This is a genomic window from Pseudomonas azerbaijanorientalis, assembly GCF_019139795.1.
GTDB classification, from domain to species: Bacteria; Pseudomonadota; Gammaproteobacteria; order Pseudomonadales; family Pseudomonadaceae; genus Aquipseudomonas; species Aquipseudomonas laurylsulfatiphila.
The window spans coordinates 182,333-195,224 of the sequence record NZ_CP077078.1 but is presented as its reverse complement, the minus strand read 5'-3'; the positions used below and the strand labels follow the sequence as shown (position 1 = coordinate 195,224).

General features: G+C 60.4%; 12 protein-coding genes. 3 read left to right on the top strand and 9 right to left on the bottom strand.

Translation table 11 applies throughout. The annotated features are described in order from the left end of the window. Positions 1-225 precede the first annotated feature (225 nt). Complete coding sequence (locus KSS91_RS00910; protein WP_217836784.1) at positions 226-870, top strand: dual specificity protein phosphatase family protein; 645 nt, start codon at positions 226-228, stop codon at positions 868-870. A 43-nt stretch (positions 871-913) separates the two neighbouring features. Here KSS91_RS00910 and KSS91_RS00905 read toward each other — a convergent pair whose 3' ends face one another. Both KSS91_RS00905 and prlC read right to left on the bottom strand, forming a co-directional pair. Continuing rightward, positions 914-1,201, bottom strand: a complete 288-nt coding sequence (locus KSS91_RS00905) for a YheV family putative zinc ribbon protein (RefSeq protein WP_217836783.1) — start codon at positions 1,199-1,201, stop codon at positions 914-916. After that, positions 1,198-3,249, bottom strand: a complete 2,052-nt coding sequence (gene prlC / locus KSS91_RS00900) for an oligopeptidase A (RefSeq protein WP_007969832.1) — start codon at positions 3,247-3,249, stop codon at positions 1,198-1,200. Before prlC ends, KSS91_RS00905 begins: the two co-directional genes overlap by 4 nt. A gap of 88 nt (positions 3,250-3,337) precedes the next feature. Between prlC and KSS91_RS00895 the strand changes: the two genes are divergently transcribed. Together KSS91_RS00895 and KSS91_RS00890 are read left to right on the top strand one after the other, a co-directional pair. Then, positions 3,338-3,883, top strand: a complete 546-nt coding sequence (locus tag KSS91_RS00895) for a gamma carbonic anhydrase family protein (protein ID WP_056726737.1) — start codon at positions 3,338-3,340, stop codon at positions 3,881-3,883. A 26-nt stretch (positions 3,884-3,909) separates the two neighbouring features. Continuing rightward, entirely contained in the window at positions 3,910-4,560 is a 651-nt protein-coding gene (locus KSS91_RS00890; protein ID WP_217836782.1) for an HAD family hydrolase, read from the top strand. A gap of 125 nt (positions 4,561-4,685) precedes the next feature. Here KSS91_RS00890 and KSS91_RS00885 read toward each other — a convergent pair whose 3' ends face one another. The 7 genes from KSS91_RS00885 to KSS91_RS00855 form a co-directional block, all read right to left on the bottom strand. Beyond that, on the bottom strand, positions 4,686-5,312 hold the full coding sequence (locus tag KSS91_RS00885) for an ABC-type transport auxiliary lipoprotein family protein (protein ID WP_217836781.1): 627 nt from the start codon (positions 5,310-5,312) through the stop codon (positions 4,686-4,688). Beyond that, on the bottom strand, positions 5,309-6,247 hold the full coding sequence (locus KSS91_RS00880; RefSeq protein ID WP_015092879.1) for an MlaD family protein: 939 nt from the start codon (positions 6,245-6,247) through the stop codon (positions 5,309-5,311). The genes KSS91_RS00885 and KSS91_RS00880 overlap by 4 nt, the downstream gene beginning before the upstream one ends. A 1-nt stretch (position 6,248) precedes the next feature. Then, positions 6,249-7,052 carry an ABC transporter ATP-binding protein gene (locus KSS91_RS00875; RefSeq protein WP_015092878.1) on the bottom strand — a complete coding sequence of 268 codons (804 nt, stop codon included), beginning with the start codon at positions 7,050-7,052 and terminating at the stop codon, positions 6,249-6,251. Then, a complete protein-coding gene (locus KSS91_RS00870) occupies positions 7,049-8,197 on the bottom strand; it encodes an ABC transporter permease (protein WP_217836780.1) in 1,149 nt (382 codons plus the stop codon). The genes KSS91_RS00875 and KSS91_RS00870 overlap by 4 nt, the downstream gene beginning before the upstream one ends. A 54-nt stretch (positions 8,198-8,251) precedes the next feature. Beyond that, a complete protein-coding gene (locus KSS91_RS00865) occupies positions 8,252-9,280 on the bottom strand; it encodes a DUF5924 family protein (protein WP_217836779.1) in 1,029 nt (342 codons plus the stop codon). A gap of 231 nt (positions 9,281-9,511) precedes the next feature. Continuing rightward, a complete protein-coding gene (locus tag KSS91_RS00860; protein WP_217836778.1) occupies positions 9,512-10,888 on the bottom strand; it encodes a M16 family metallopeptidase in 1,377 nt (458 codons plus the stop codon). Positions 10,889-10,944: 56 nt separating this feature from the next. Continuing rightward, positions 10,945-12,603: a Na/Pi cotransporter family protein gene (locus KSS91_RS00855; protein WP_217836777.1), complete on the bottom strand. Its 1,659-nt coding sequence runs from the start codon at positions 12,601-12,603 to the stop codon at positions 10,945-10,947. Positions 12,604-12,892: the final 289 nt, after the last annotated feature.

Genomic DNA, 12,892 nt, shown 5'->3' with positions numbered 1-12,892 from the left:
CTATATTTTTATTTATCAGGTCCGGTCGAAGTTAATAATCGATCGGGTTTGATTTTTTTGTCGCCTATAACAATGCTCTTTCAATGAGCGAGGCTCGATCCTTGATGAAACATTCATCATCCCGTCAGCTTCACGATTCTTTGACAGCCCTCTCACAGGCCTTTGACCGGGCGTGGCTGATCCTTGCCAGCATCTTCCCGTGCCTTTCAGAACGGTCGCTCAAGCATGCCTCTTTCACGTTTTTTATCTGCAATATGCCTGTCGCTGGTCACACTCGTTAACCTGACACCGGCATTTGCTGACAACAGCGCGATGCACCGTCCGGCAGATTGGGCTCAACCGATCGAGAAGCAATACAACCTCTTTCAAATGTCGCCAACCCTCTACCGCAGCGCCTTGCCGGACAAGGACGCGGTGCCGCTGCTGGAGAAACTCAAGGTCGGTACAGTGATCAACTTTTTGCCTGAAGCGGACTCCAGTTGGTTGTCCACACCAGGCATCACGCAAGTGCAGCTGCCTTATCGCACCAACCATGTGGATGACGCCGATGTGCTCAAGGCCTTGCGCGCCATCCAGTCTGCCGAAGCCAAAGGCCCGGTGCTGATGCACTGCAAACACGGCTCTGACCGTACCGGCCTGATGGCGGCCATGTACCGGGTTGTCATCCAGGGCTGGAGCAAGGAAGAGGCCCTGAACGAAATGACCGAGGGCGGCTTTGGTGACAGTACCCACTTCAAGGACGGCATCCGCTACATGATGCAGGCCGACGTCGACAAACTGCGCACGGCCCTGGCCAAAGGCGATTGCAGCACCAGCCCGTTCGCCGCGTGCTCGATGAAGAGCTGGTTCAAGTCCGCGCATATCGAATAAAAAAAGCCCCCGTTGCATGAAGCAACGGGGGCTTTTTTCTCACTCAGTGCTGTTCGTCGGGCTTTTTCTTCAGCTTCGGATTCGGGAAGAACTGAACCGCCTGGACCTTGGTGTCCGGGGCTTTGGGCGCGGTGGTGTTGACCCGCGTGCCAAGCTCCCTGGGCACCGACAGCCCTTGCTCATTGAGTGTGTCGGAGTAACCGCAGGCCACGCACTCCCGGTGCGGGACCTGGTCTTCGTTCCACATCATCAACTTGTCCGGCTCGCTGCATGCCGGGCAGACCGCCCCGGCGATAAAGCGCTTTTTCGTAATCACAGGCCCCTCACTCATGCTGCCGCGTCCTCACTCAGGCCGCTGTGGCGCAAGAGTGCGTCAATCGATGGCTCACGGCCACGGAAGTCGACGAACAGCACCATCGGCTCCTGGGAACCGCCACGGGCGAGGATCGCTTCGCGGAAAGCACGACCGGTGTCGGCGTTGAGCACGCCTTCTTCTTCGAACTTCGAGAACGCATCGGCCGAGAGCACTTCAGCCCATTTATAGCTGTAGTACCCCGCGGCATAACCGCCGGCGAAGATGTGCGCAAAGCTGTTGGGGAAGCGGTTGTAGGCCGGCGGACGCATCACCGAGACCTCGTCGCGCACGCCTTCGAGCACTTGCAGCACGCTGCGGCCGTCGCCATGGGTCGCGTGCAGTTCGAAGTCGAACAACGAGAACTCCAGTTGGCGGACCATCATCAGGCCGGACTGGAAGTTTTTCGCCGCGAGCATTTTCCCGAGCAAGTCCTGAGGCAGTGGCTCGCCGGTTTCGTAATGACCGGAAATCAGCGCCAGGCCTTCCGGTTCCCAGCACCAGTTTTCCATGAACTGACTTGGCAGTTCGACGGCATCCCATGCCACACCGTTGATGCCGGACACGCCAGCATGTTCGACGCGGGTCAGCAGGTGATGCAGGCCGTGACCGAATTCATGGAACAGGGTAGTGACTTCATCGTGGGTCAGCAGCGCAGGCTTACCGCTGTCAGCCGGGGTGAAGTTGCACACCAGGTTCGCCACCGGGCTTTGCAGCACGCCGCCAGCCGTGCGGCGACGGTCGCGAGCGCCATCCATCCAGGCACCACCGCGCTTGTTGGCGCGCGCGTAGAGGTCGAAGAAGAAGCGGCCGACGTGCTGGCCGTTTTCCTTGATTTCGAACAGGCGCACATCCGGGTGCCAGGTGTCGAAGCCTTTGAGTTCGGCAATCTCGATGCCGTACAGGCGCTGGACGATGGCGAACAGGCCGCTGAGCACCTTGTCGATCGGGAAGTAGGCACGCAGGGCTTCCTGAGCCACGCTGTAACGCTGTTCGCGGAGCTTTTCACCGTAGAAACCGCTGTCCCAGCTTTGCAGGTCCGGGCAACCTTGCTCGGCCGCGTAGGCCTTGAGCTGTTCCAGATCCTGGGCGGCGAACGGCTTGCTGCGCTTGGCCAGGTCGCGCAGGAAGCTCAGCACCTGATCGCTGGACTCAGCCATTTTGGTCGCCAGGCTCAGCTCGGAGAAACTGCTGAACCCCAACAGTTTTGCCAACTCCTGGCGCAGATCGAGGATTTCTTCCATGACCGGGCCGTTGTCGTTCTGGCCGGCATTCGGCCCCTGGTCCGACGCACGGGTGCAGTAAGCCGCGTAGACTTCTTCGCGCAGCGCGCGGTCCTGGGCATAGGTCATCACTGCGTAATAGCTCGGGAATTCCAGGGTGATCAGCCAGCCGTCCAGGTCCTTGGCCTGTGCCGCGGCAGCCATTTGCGCCTTGGCCGAATCGGTCAGGCCGGCGAGGGCGGCTTCATCGGTGACGTGCTTGGTCCACGCCTGAGTGGCATCGAGCAACTGGTTGGAGAAACGGCTGCCCAGTTCCGACAGCTTGCTCTGCACTTCGGCGTAACGTTTCTGTTCGGCTTCCGGCAGGTCGATACCCGACAGACGGAAGTCACGCAGGGAGTGTTCCAGGATGGTTTTCTGCGCCACGTCGAAACCGGCGGCTTCAGGACTGCTGGCCAGGGCTTCGAAGGCCTGGAACAGTTCGCGGTTCTGGCCCATTTCGGTGGAGTAGGCGCTCAAGGCAGGCAGGCACGACTCGTAGGCTTCACGCAGTTCGGCGCTGTTGCACACGGCATTGAGGTGGCTGACCGGGCTCCAGGCGGCACCCAGGCGGTCGTTGAGTTCGTCCATCGCCAGCACCAGGCCGGCCCACGTTGGCTGCTTGGCCTGGGTCTTGAGGATCTCGACGATGGCGGCGCGGTTGTCAGCCAGGATCTGTTCAATGGCTGGTTGTACGTGTTCGGCGCGGATGGCGGAGAACGGCGGCAGGTCATAGGACTGCAAAAGAGGGTTGTTCACGCTCACGGTTGATACCTTGGCTGGAGAAACATGCAGCCATCTTAATTACAATCGACGTTCACCGCAGCTATCAGCAACAGAGAGAAACCCTATCGTGAACCTTCGCAAGTATCAGAACCACACGCCGCTGCTGGGTAAAGGCGCTTTTGTCGATGGCTCGGCCGTGGTGATCGGCGACGTTGAAATCGGCGAAGACAGTTCGGTCTGGCCGCTGACGGTGATCCGTGGCGACATGCACCGCATCCGCATCGGCGCGCGCACCAGCGTGCAGGATGGCTGCGTGTTGCACATCACCCACGCCGGTCCGTTCAACCCTGATGGCTTTCCGTTGCTGATCGGCGATGACGTGACCATCGCCCACAAGGTCATGCTGCATGGCTGTTCGGTGGGCAGCCGGGTGTTGATCGGCATGGGCAGCATTGTCATGGACGGCGCCGTGGTCGACGATGACGTGATCATCGGTGCCGGCAGCCTGGTGCCACCGGGCAAGCACCTGCAAAGCGGCTTCCTGTATGTGGGCAGCCCGGTGAAGCAGATCCGGCCGCTGACGGACAAGGAGCGCGCCTTTTTCACCTACAGCGCGGCGAACTACGTGAAGCTCAAGGACCTGCATCTGGCCGAAGGCTACGACCAGCTTTGACCTGGCTCCCTTATTCAGGACTCAACATGCATTACCAAACCGTTTTGTTCGACCTCGATGGCACCCTGACCGACCCGCGCGAGGGCATCACCCGTTCGATCCAGTTCGCCTTGGGCAAACTGGGTATCGATGAACCGGATCTGGGCAAACTCGAACACTTCATCGGCCCGCCACTGTTGCAGGCCTTCATGCAGTTCTACGACTTCGATGAAGCCAGGGCGTGGGAGGCGGTGAATTTCTACCGCGAACGCTTCAAGGTCACCGGACTCTACGAGAACCGTGTGTTCGACGGCGTCACGCCGCTACTGGAAACCCTGAGCGAACAAGGCCGGCAGCTGTACATCGCGACCTCGAAACCCTGGGTGTTCGCTCGTGAAATCGCCCGGCATTTCGATTTTGCCAGGCACTTCAAGGTGATTTACGGCAGCGAACTGGATGGCACCCGGACCAACAAGGTCGATCTGATCGCTCACCTGATGGCCGAAGAAAATCTGGACCCGGCCAATACCCTGATGATCGGCGACCGCAAGCACGACCTGATCGGCGCGCGCAGCAATGGCCTGGATGCGGTGGCGGTGGGTTACGGGTTCGGCAGCCACGAAGAACTGAGCGCCGAAGCGCCGGCGTATCACTTTGAAACGCTGGCTGAGTTGCATCAGGCGTTTTTGCAGCGGTAGTTGAAACACGCCCCCTGTGGGAGCGGGCTTGCTCGCGAAGGCGGTGTATCAGGCAACATTAATTTCGACTGACACACCCTCTTCGCGAGCAAGCCCGCTCCCACAGGGGGCTGTGTTCTTTTACCTTAAGGTCTTGGTGGCGGCGCCAGTCTCTGTCCTTGCTCCACCGCCCAGCTCACCACTTGCGCGGTCAACTGATCATTCGCCTGACCGAACCCGGCCACCACCGCCGGGACCTGCACATTGCTCAACGGCTGGTGCACTTCGAAGCGGCGACTGGCGAGGATTCGCTGGTCGTAACTGCGCACCAGCAATGCATCCAGACGCACGACCACGCTGGCACTCGTACCCAAGTATTCAGTCTGGAAAGCCTGCAGGCTGCCGCCCAATTCAAGATCGGTCTGGAAAATGCTGTCATCGGTGCTCAATAACGACACCCGTCCGTCATGCTGGAAACCTTGCAACAGGCGATTGCGCACCAGCACCGGCGCCGGGTCGCTCCAGCGCGAGCCCTTGTAGTGGCTGATCACGTCGCCCTGAGGAATGACTGCAATGTTCGGACTGTTCAACGCTTCACTGGACTGGAACTTGGTCAGGCGCAGCGACCAATGCTGCGGCGTGCCCTGACTGGCCGCCGTGCTGCTCTGGGCTGAGGGCAATCGATAGACCTCGAAAAGCTCTGGCTTGGGCAGGATCGAGCACGAGCCGATCAGCGTGAAGCCAGCGAGGAGGGCAATCCGGATCAGCTTCATGGCGTGAATTCCTTGGTCTTGTCACTGCCCAGCAGGTAACCGCTGGGGTCGGCCTCCAGACGTTTGGTAATGACGCGCAACGAGGACAGGGTTTCGCGCATCTCACGCACGGCCGGGCCCAGGCCATTGAGGCCCTGCATGCCACTGTTGAGCGACTCCTGATTGGCGCTGATCAGTTTGTTGAGGGTGGCGCTACTCTCCTGCAGCGACTTCATCGCCTGCTCGGCACTGCCCAGCGCTTCCTTGCCATGCTCATTGAGCAACCCGTTGGCGTTACGCATCAGCGTCGTGGTCTGCTCCAGCATGTTGTTGGCCTGTTTGCCCACCGAAGCCAATTGCTGCATGGCCTGGTGGATATCCCCACGCTGATCGGCAATTGTTCCTGTGGTTTGCTCCAGATGCTCCAGGGTGTTGCTGATGCGCGCGATGTTTTCCGTGGAGAACATCAGGTTGGCGTTATGCATCAGCGTGCTGACTCCGGCCATCAGGTCTTCGCTGTCATTGAGCAGGCGGGCGATGGGCGATGGCGAGGCGACAATGGTCGGCAGTTTGCCATCCTTGCCCTTGAGCGTCGGGCTCTGTGGTGTGCCGCCGCTGAGCTGGATGATCGAGGTCCCGGTAACGCCGGTCAGGGCCAGTTTGGCCTGGGTGTCTTCCTTGACCGGGGTATCGCCAGCCAGACGAATTCGCGCCAACACCCGGCGCGGGTCTTTCGGGTCCAGGCGCAGCGAGATCACATCGCCGACCTTGATCCCGCTGTACTGCACCGAACTGCCCTTGGACAAACCGCTGACCGCCTCGTTGAACACAACCTCGTAGTCCTTGAACTCGGTGTCGACACTGGACTTCGCCAGCCACAGACCGAACAACAGCGCGGCCGTCACCACAATCACGGTGAACAGGCCGATCAATACATGATGGGCTCGGGTTTCCATGTCAGACCTCGTTGAGCTGTTGGGCGGCCGTCAATGCCGCACGGCCGCGAGGGCCATGGAAGTATTCGTGAATCCACGGATCGTTGGTTTCCGAGACCTTGTCGATGGCGTCCGCCACCAGCACCTTTTTCTGCGCCAGCACCGCCACCCGGTCGGTGATGGTGTAGAGCGTGTCGAGGTCGTGGGTTACCAGAAAGACACTCAGGCCCAGGGCATCGCGCAGGGTCAGGATCAATTGGTCGAACGCGGCAGCGCCGATCGGGTCGAGACCGGCGGTGGGCTCGTCGAGAAACAGGATGTCCGGGTCCAGCGCCAATGCCCGGGCCAGCGCGGCACGCTTGATCATGCCGCCGGACAGCGACGCCGGGTACTTCTCTGCTGCCGACAGCGGCAATCCGGCCAGGGCCATTTTCACTGCCGCGAGGTGCTCGGCATCGTTGCGGCTCAGGCCTGCGTGCTCGATCAGTGGCAGGGCGACGTTCTCGGTCACGGTGAGCGAAGAGAACAGCGCGCCTTTCTGGAACAGCACGCCGAATCGCCGTTCCACCAGCGAGCGCTCGTGCTCCGGCAAGGTCGGCAGGTTCTTGCCGAAGACTTTCACCACCCCTTCGCTGGGTTGGCGCAGCCCGACAATGCTGCGCAGCAGCACCGATTTGCCGCTGCCGGAGCCGCCAACCACGGCGAGGATTTCACCCTTGTACAAATCCAGGTCGAGGTTCTCGTGCACGCTCTGGCTTCCAAAGCGGTTGCACAGTCCACGGACTTCAATCACCGCCTCGGAGGGCGCTCTGGGGATACGACTCACCAACCCATCTCCATGAAAAACATCGCAGCGACCGCATCCATCACGATCACCACGAAAATCGACTGCACCACACTCGACGTGGTGTGCGCGCCCACAGATTCAGCGCTACCACTGACCTTGAAGCCTTCGAGGCAACCGATGGCGGCGATGAGGAAGGCGAAGATCGGGGCTTTGACGATCCCCACCAGAAAGTGCTGAACGCCGATGTCCGATTGCAACAGCGAGATGAACATCGCCGGCGAGATATCCAGCTTCACCGCACAGACCACCGCGCCGCCGATAATCCCCGACAGCATCGCCAGAAAGGTCAACATCGGCAGGGCGATCAGCAACGCCAGGACCCGCGGCACCACCAGCAACTCCACGGGGTCGAGGCCCAGGGTGCGGATGGCGTCGATTTCCTCGTTGGCCTTCATCGAACCGATTTGCGCCGTGAACGCACTGGCGGTGCGCCCGGCCATCAGGATTGCCGTCAACAACACACCGAATTCGCGCAGGAAGGCAAATCCCACCAGATCCACGGTGAAGACCGTGGCGCCGAAGGTGGCCAACACCGTCGACCCGAGGAACGCCACCACGGCGCCCACCAGAAAAGTCAGCAGGGCAACGATGGGCGCGGCGTCGAGACCGGTCTGTTCGATGTGGGCGATCATCGGCGTGACGCGCCAGCGCTTGGGACGGAACAGGCCGCGGGCGATGGTTTCGATGATCAGGCCAACGAAACCCAGCAGTTGCAGGGTGTCCTGCCAGACGGTGTCCACCGCGCGGCCAATGCGGGTCAGCAACTGAATGGAAACGCTGACTTCCGGTTCCTTGATAGGTACGCAGAAATCGGTCAACGAGCAGTAGACGGTTTGCAGCAACGCCCGATCGGCGGCGGAGAGTGTGCAATCAGGATGTTCGGCGGAGCGACCGAGGCGCTCGGAGCCGAGCAGCTCGACCAACAGCGAGGCGCCAGCAGTGTCGAGGGCGCCGAGTCCATTGAGGTCAATGGGGGTGTTGGTATCGTACTGGCCGTGGAGTTTTTCGCTCAACAGCTTGAGGTCAGCGTAATGGGCAAGCGTCCAGTCGCCCGTCACCCGCAACCGTGCAGGAGTGAGCGACGTGTCCAATCGGGCGTTGCCGGCCATCGTGCTGCTGATCATAAGCTCCGTGCTTGTTCAGTGATTAGGCAGCTCTACGTAATAGCACGAACCGCACTACTTTTCTTTGATCGCTGTGCTGTCCTTGACCTTGAAACGCAGCACGCCGATGAGCTGGCCATCTTCGGTCAGCACCCGGACCTGCCATTTGCCGGCCGGGTTGCCCGGGAAATTCTGCTTGTGGGTCCAGGCCCGGTAACCTTCCTTACGCCCGCCACGAATATCCAGAGGGATACGGTCGACCTCTTTGCCGTTGAACTGCCAGACGTGATAAATCCGCTCGTCCAGGCCACGCGGAGCATTGATCGCGGTGTAGGCGTAAAGCCCGCCATTGCGGATCTGTTCGGCGCTGACTTCGTCGAGGCTGGCGCCAGGCGTGCGGTCCTGCATTTGCGTACTGATGGCCACGTCGGTCATCCACAGCGTCGCCGGTGGCACCCACGAGCGCAGCCCCCACCCGACGGCACCAATGCCCAGAGTGATACTCAAAATCGCCAGTGCACTGCGCAGGGTACGAATCGGGAAGATCGACGCCAGGCTCGGGAACGACAGCAGCACCGAGATACCCAGTGCCCATTTGAAACTTTGCGCGGTAGTCAGGTGCATGATCACCGGCAACGCGGTGAGCAGCGCGGCGAACAGGGTCAGGGTGTGCAGGGCCAGAAATGCCCAGCGTCGTGGCGCCAGCCACTTGTAGTACAGCGGGTCGATGATCGAAATCAGTGCCGCGACGCCCAGCAGCCCGGTGAAAAACAACTGGCCGCTGTTCCACGTCGTGGTGATGAAGAAGAACGGCAGGACAAAAAACAGGCTTTCCTGATGGATCATCTGCGTTGCGTAACGCAGCAAGGGTTCCGGGATTTCGCGCTTGAAAATGCGCGTGAACAACTTGGTCAGGGTGTTCTCCAGCATCAGCCAGATCCAGCTGATCAGCATGATGGTGGTGATCCAGCTCGCCAGGCCTTGCTGGCGATCGACCAGGATGAAACTGCCTACCCCGGAGATGAAACCGGCAAGCGCAATGACCCCGGGGTAGCGCTTCATCAATTCGAGGATGCGCTGTACGAAACGGGGCAGGTTTTGCATTCGGCGGTTTCACAGTGGTTGTAGGAAAAAACCTCGACAGGGTACCGCTGGTGCGGCGCTGTGGCGAGAGTTTGCGGTCAGTTGCACCACGCAACCTGCGGGAGCGAGCCTGCTCGCGATGGCGGCGGATCAGTCAACTTTGATGTTAAATGACATGGCCTCATCGCGAGCAAGCTCGCTCCCACAGGGGATTGTGTTTCCCACAAGGGGTTTTCTTGCTAAACAGAATAGTTACTTCCTGCGATGCAAACGCCAGCCCACCAGCATCAACACGATCAAGCCCACCCCACCAACCACCAACCACATCAACTGGTCATAGCTGAACAACGGCTTCTCGATCCGCAAATAACCCGGCTGCAACAGCAGTTCACGCACGGCCTTGTTCGCCTCTTCCAGCGTCACCCCTTGCAGCTCCCGGGACGGGTTGGCGAAACGGCCGTCCTCGTAGTTTCCGATGGCGCTCCAATAGTAGTCGGCCAACGCACTGTTGCCTTGTGCGGCCCAGGCCTGGCGGGCGATCGCAGCCTGCTTCAGGCGGTTGAAGGTGTCGGCATTGAGGCCGTCCCTGAGCAGTCCGGCCTTCAAGTCGTCGAGCACTTGCTCGGCCTCGGGCACGTCGTCACGCTCAAGGTCGGCATTGAGGCTCATGAAACCCACGCCGCCGAACACTTCGCGCTCCGCCCAAGGGCCATAGGACAAACCATGAGCCAGGCGCAGCTGGCGATAGAGCGCCCAATCCAGATAGTCCTTGAGTAAATCGAAGGTTTGGTCGTGCCCATCTTCCAGCACCGGCTCCGGCACCAGCCAGTGCAGCTTGGCGCCGTTGCCGACCAGACCACGGGTCAAGGTGCGCTCATGGGCGGCGCTGGCCTGGATTTGCGGCAGCGGCGGATGCTCGCCGGGGGTGATCGCTTCCAGCGCGCCATACGCCCGCTCCAGATAGGCTGGCAGCAGCTTGTCGAGGTCGCCGACCACGATCAGGGTCATGTTGTTCGGCGCATACCAGTCCTTGCGCACCTGCTCCAGTTGTTCACGGGTCAGGCCATCGACTTGCGCACGCTCCGGGCATTTGAGGCCCAACTCGACGGCCAGTTGGTTGCTGGCCGTGTGGCCGAGGTCCTGGCGATCGAGCCAGCGTTGCAGGTGCGAGTAGTGGCCGCCATCTTCACGCTCGACCACTTGCTTGGCCGCGTTGATCGCGCTGTCGTCGAAGCGGGTCTGGGTCAGCAGCGCCAGCAACAGGTCGAGTACCTTGCGCTGGTTTTTCGCCGGGGCCTCGATGACGAAAGTCGTATCGGCATTGCTGGTGAAGGCATTCCACTCACCGCCCAAGGCCTGCATGCGCTCCTCCAGGCCACCTTCGCCACTGGCGTCGATGCCGCTGAACAACAGGTGTTCCAGCAGATGCGGCAATTCCTTTTCTTCGCAGTCGAAATCGTCCAGGCCAACGCCGACCACCAGCCGGATTGCCACATGCCCGCGATCAGTGCCGGGTTTGAGCAGCAACTGCAAGCCGTTGCGCAGCGTGTAGCCCTCGACCTGGAAGCGATCCAGGGCGAATGACGGGAGTGAACCAAGCAACAGGCAGGCGAACAACAGACAACGCATAACAAGCTTCCATACGACCAGCGTAAGTTCAACAGACTTCAGGCGACTGTGGACGTTCAGGGTGAATGAGTGATGTCGCTCAAATCGTCGACCACCAACGCACCGGTGTCCGATGTTTCCAGCACCACGTAGGCACTGCTGCAAAACAGCGAATTCAGACGCTTCATGTCGGCGATCAGCTCCAGGTGCAACGAGCTGGTTTCGATACTTTGCACGATTTTACGTTGCAAACGGCTGACATGAGCGTGGGCCAGACGCCGTTCCTGTGCGCGGAAACGACGTTTTTCACGCACCAGTTGGCGCGCACTTTCCGGGTCACCACTTAGAAACACCGACATCCCGAGCCGCAGGCTGGAAATCAACTGAGTGTGCAGTCCGGTCAGTTCCTCCAGCCCGACGTCGGAAAACGACCGGCGCTGCGAGGTTTTCTGCTGCTGAATCTTGCGCAGCATGCGTTCGATCAAGTCGCTGGAGAGCTTCAGGTTGATCGCCAGCTCAATGATTTCCGCCCAGCGCCGGCTGTCCTGATCGCTGAGGTCTTCCCGGGGCATTTGCGCCAGGTACAACTTGATCGCGCTGTAGAGCGCTTCGACATCGTCGCTCAGGCGGCGGACTTCCTGGGTGACTGCGGTTTGCTTGCCATGCAACACGTCGAGCATGGCTTCGAGCATGTTGTCGATCAGGTCGCCCATGCGCAAGGTTTCCCGGGCCGCGTTGGCTAGCGCCAGACCGGGCGTGACCAACGCCGTGGGGTCAAGATGCCGGGGCTTGGCCGTGCCGTTGGCCAGCGGGCGCTCCGGCAGCACCCAGGCGCAAAACCTGGCCATCGGTTCGAGGCTGGGCAGCAGGATCAGGCAGCGCACAGTGTTGTAGAGCAGGTGAAAGCCAATGACCATTTCCTGAGGGCTGAAATCCAGGCCATCGAGCCAGTGCACCAACGGGTCGAGCACCGGAATGATCAATAAAAGACCAATCAGTTTGTACAACAGGCTGCCCAGCGCCACTTGGCGTCCGGCGGCGTTCTGCATACTGGTGCTGAGGAAAGCGAGTACGCCGCTACCGATATTGGCGCCGATCACCAGCCCGATGGCCACCGGCAGGCTGATCACATTGGCACCCGCCAGGGTCGCGGTCAGCAGCACGGCGGCCAGGCTGGAATAGGAAATCATCGCGAACAGTGCCCCGACCAGAGCATCGAGCAGGATGTCGCCGGTGAGCGAGGCGAAAATCACCTTCACCCCTTTGGCATGAGTAATCGGATGCGCCGCCTCGACAATCAGTTGCAGCGCCAGAATGATCAACCCCAAGCCAATGGCGACACGGCCCAACTGCCCGAGCCGGGTCTGCTTGCGTGACAAAAAGAAAATCACCCCGACAAAAATCAGCAATGGCGACAGCCACGACAGATCGAACGTCAGCACCCGCGCCATCAGCGCTGTACCAACGTCCGCGCCAAGCATGGTGGCCAGCGCCGGGGTCAGCGCCATCAGACCCTGGCCGACAAAGGAGGTAACGAGCATGGCAGTGGCGTTGCTGCTCTGGACCATCGCCGTCACGGCGATCCCGGAGGCGAAAGCCAGCCAGCGGTTGGCCATGTTATGGCTGATGACATGACGCAAATTGGTGCCGTAGACCCGCAGGATGCCGGTTCGGACGATGTGCGTACCCCAGATCAGCAGGGCCACGGCGGAAAGCAAATTGAGCAGGGTGAGCATAATGACCCCCTGTGGTGTAGCGCCCCAAAGGAGCAAGTTAACGGTACCGCGCGACGCTCTACGTTCTGTACTTAAGCTGTAGTTGGCTAACGGTCTGCGCGCCAGCATCGCATAGCCAAAGAGGGGATTGAAACAAAACTGTCATGAAAACGGCGATCTTCCAGCCACACAAAGCACTGTGGGAGCGAGCTTGCTCGCGATGAGGCCATCAGATCCAACATCGATGTTGACTGACGGACCGCCATCGCGAGCAAGCTCGCTCCCACAGGTTTTGCGTATTTAGCGCTAC

Bases quoted from the DNA above. Each gene is read 5' to 3' on its own strand.
- KSS91_RS00890 (WP_217836782.1), top strand. From the start codon at position 3,910: ATGCATTACCAAACCGTTTTGTTCGACCTCGATGGCACCCTGACCGAC.
- KSS91_RS00880 (WP_015092879.1), bottom strand. From the start codon at position 6,247: ATGGAAACCCGAGCCCATCATGTATTGATCGGCCTGTTCACCGTGATT.
- KSS91_RS00870 (WP_217836780.1), bottom strand. From the start codon at position 8,197: ATGATCAGCAGCACGATGGCCGGCAACGCCCGATTGGACACGTCGCTC.
- KSS91_RS00905 (WP_217836783.1), bottom strand. From the start codon at position 1,201: ATGAGTGAGGGGCCTGTGATTACGAAAAAGCGCTTTATCGCCGGGGCG.
- KSS91_RS00865 (WP_217836779.1), bottom strand. From the start codon at position 9,280: ATGCAAAACCTGCCCCGTTTCGTACAGCGCATCCTCGAATTGATGAAG.
- KSS91_RS00855 (WP_217836777.1), bottom strand. From the start codon at position 12,603: ATGCTCACCCTGCTCAATTTGCTTTCCGCCGTGGCCCTGCTGATCTGG.
- KSS91_RS00910 (WP_217836784.1), top strand. From the start codon at position 226: ATGCCTCTTTCACGTTTTTTATCTGCAATATGCCTGTCGCTGGTCACA.
- KSS91_RS00885 (WP_217836781.1), bottom strand. From the start codon at position 5,312: ATGAAGCTGATCCGGATTGCCCTCCTCGCTGGCTTCACGCTGATCGGC.
- KSS91_RS00860 (WP_217836778.1), bottom strand. From the start codon at position 10,888: ATGCGTTGTCTGTTGTTCGCCTGCCTGTTGCTTGGTTCACTCCCGTCA.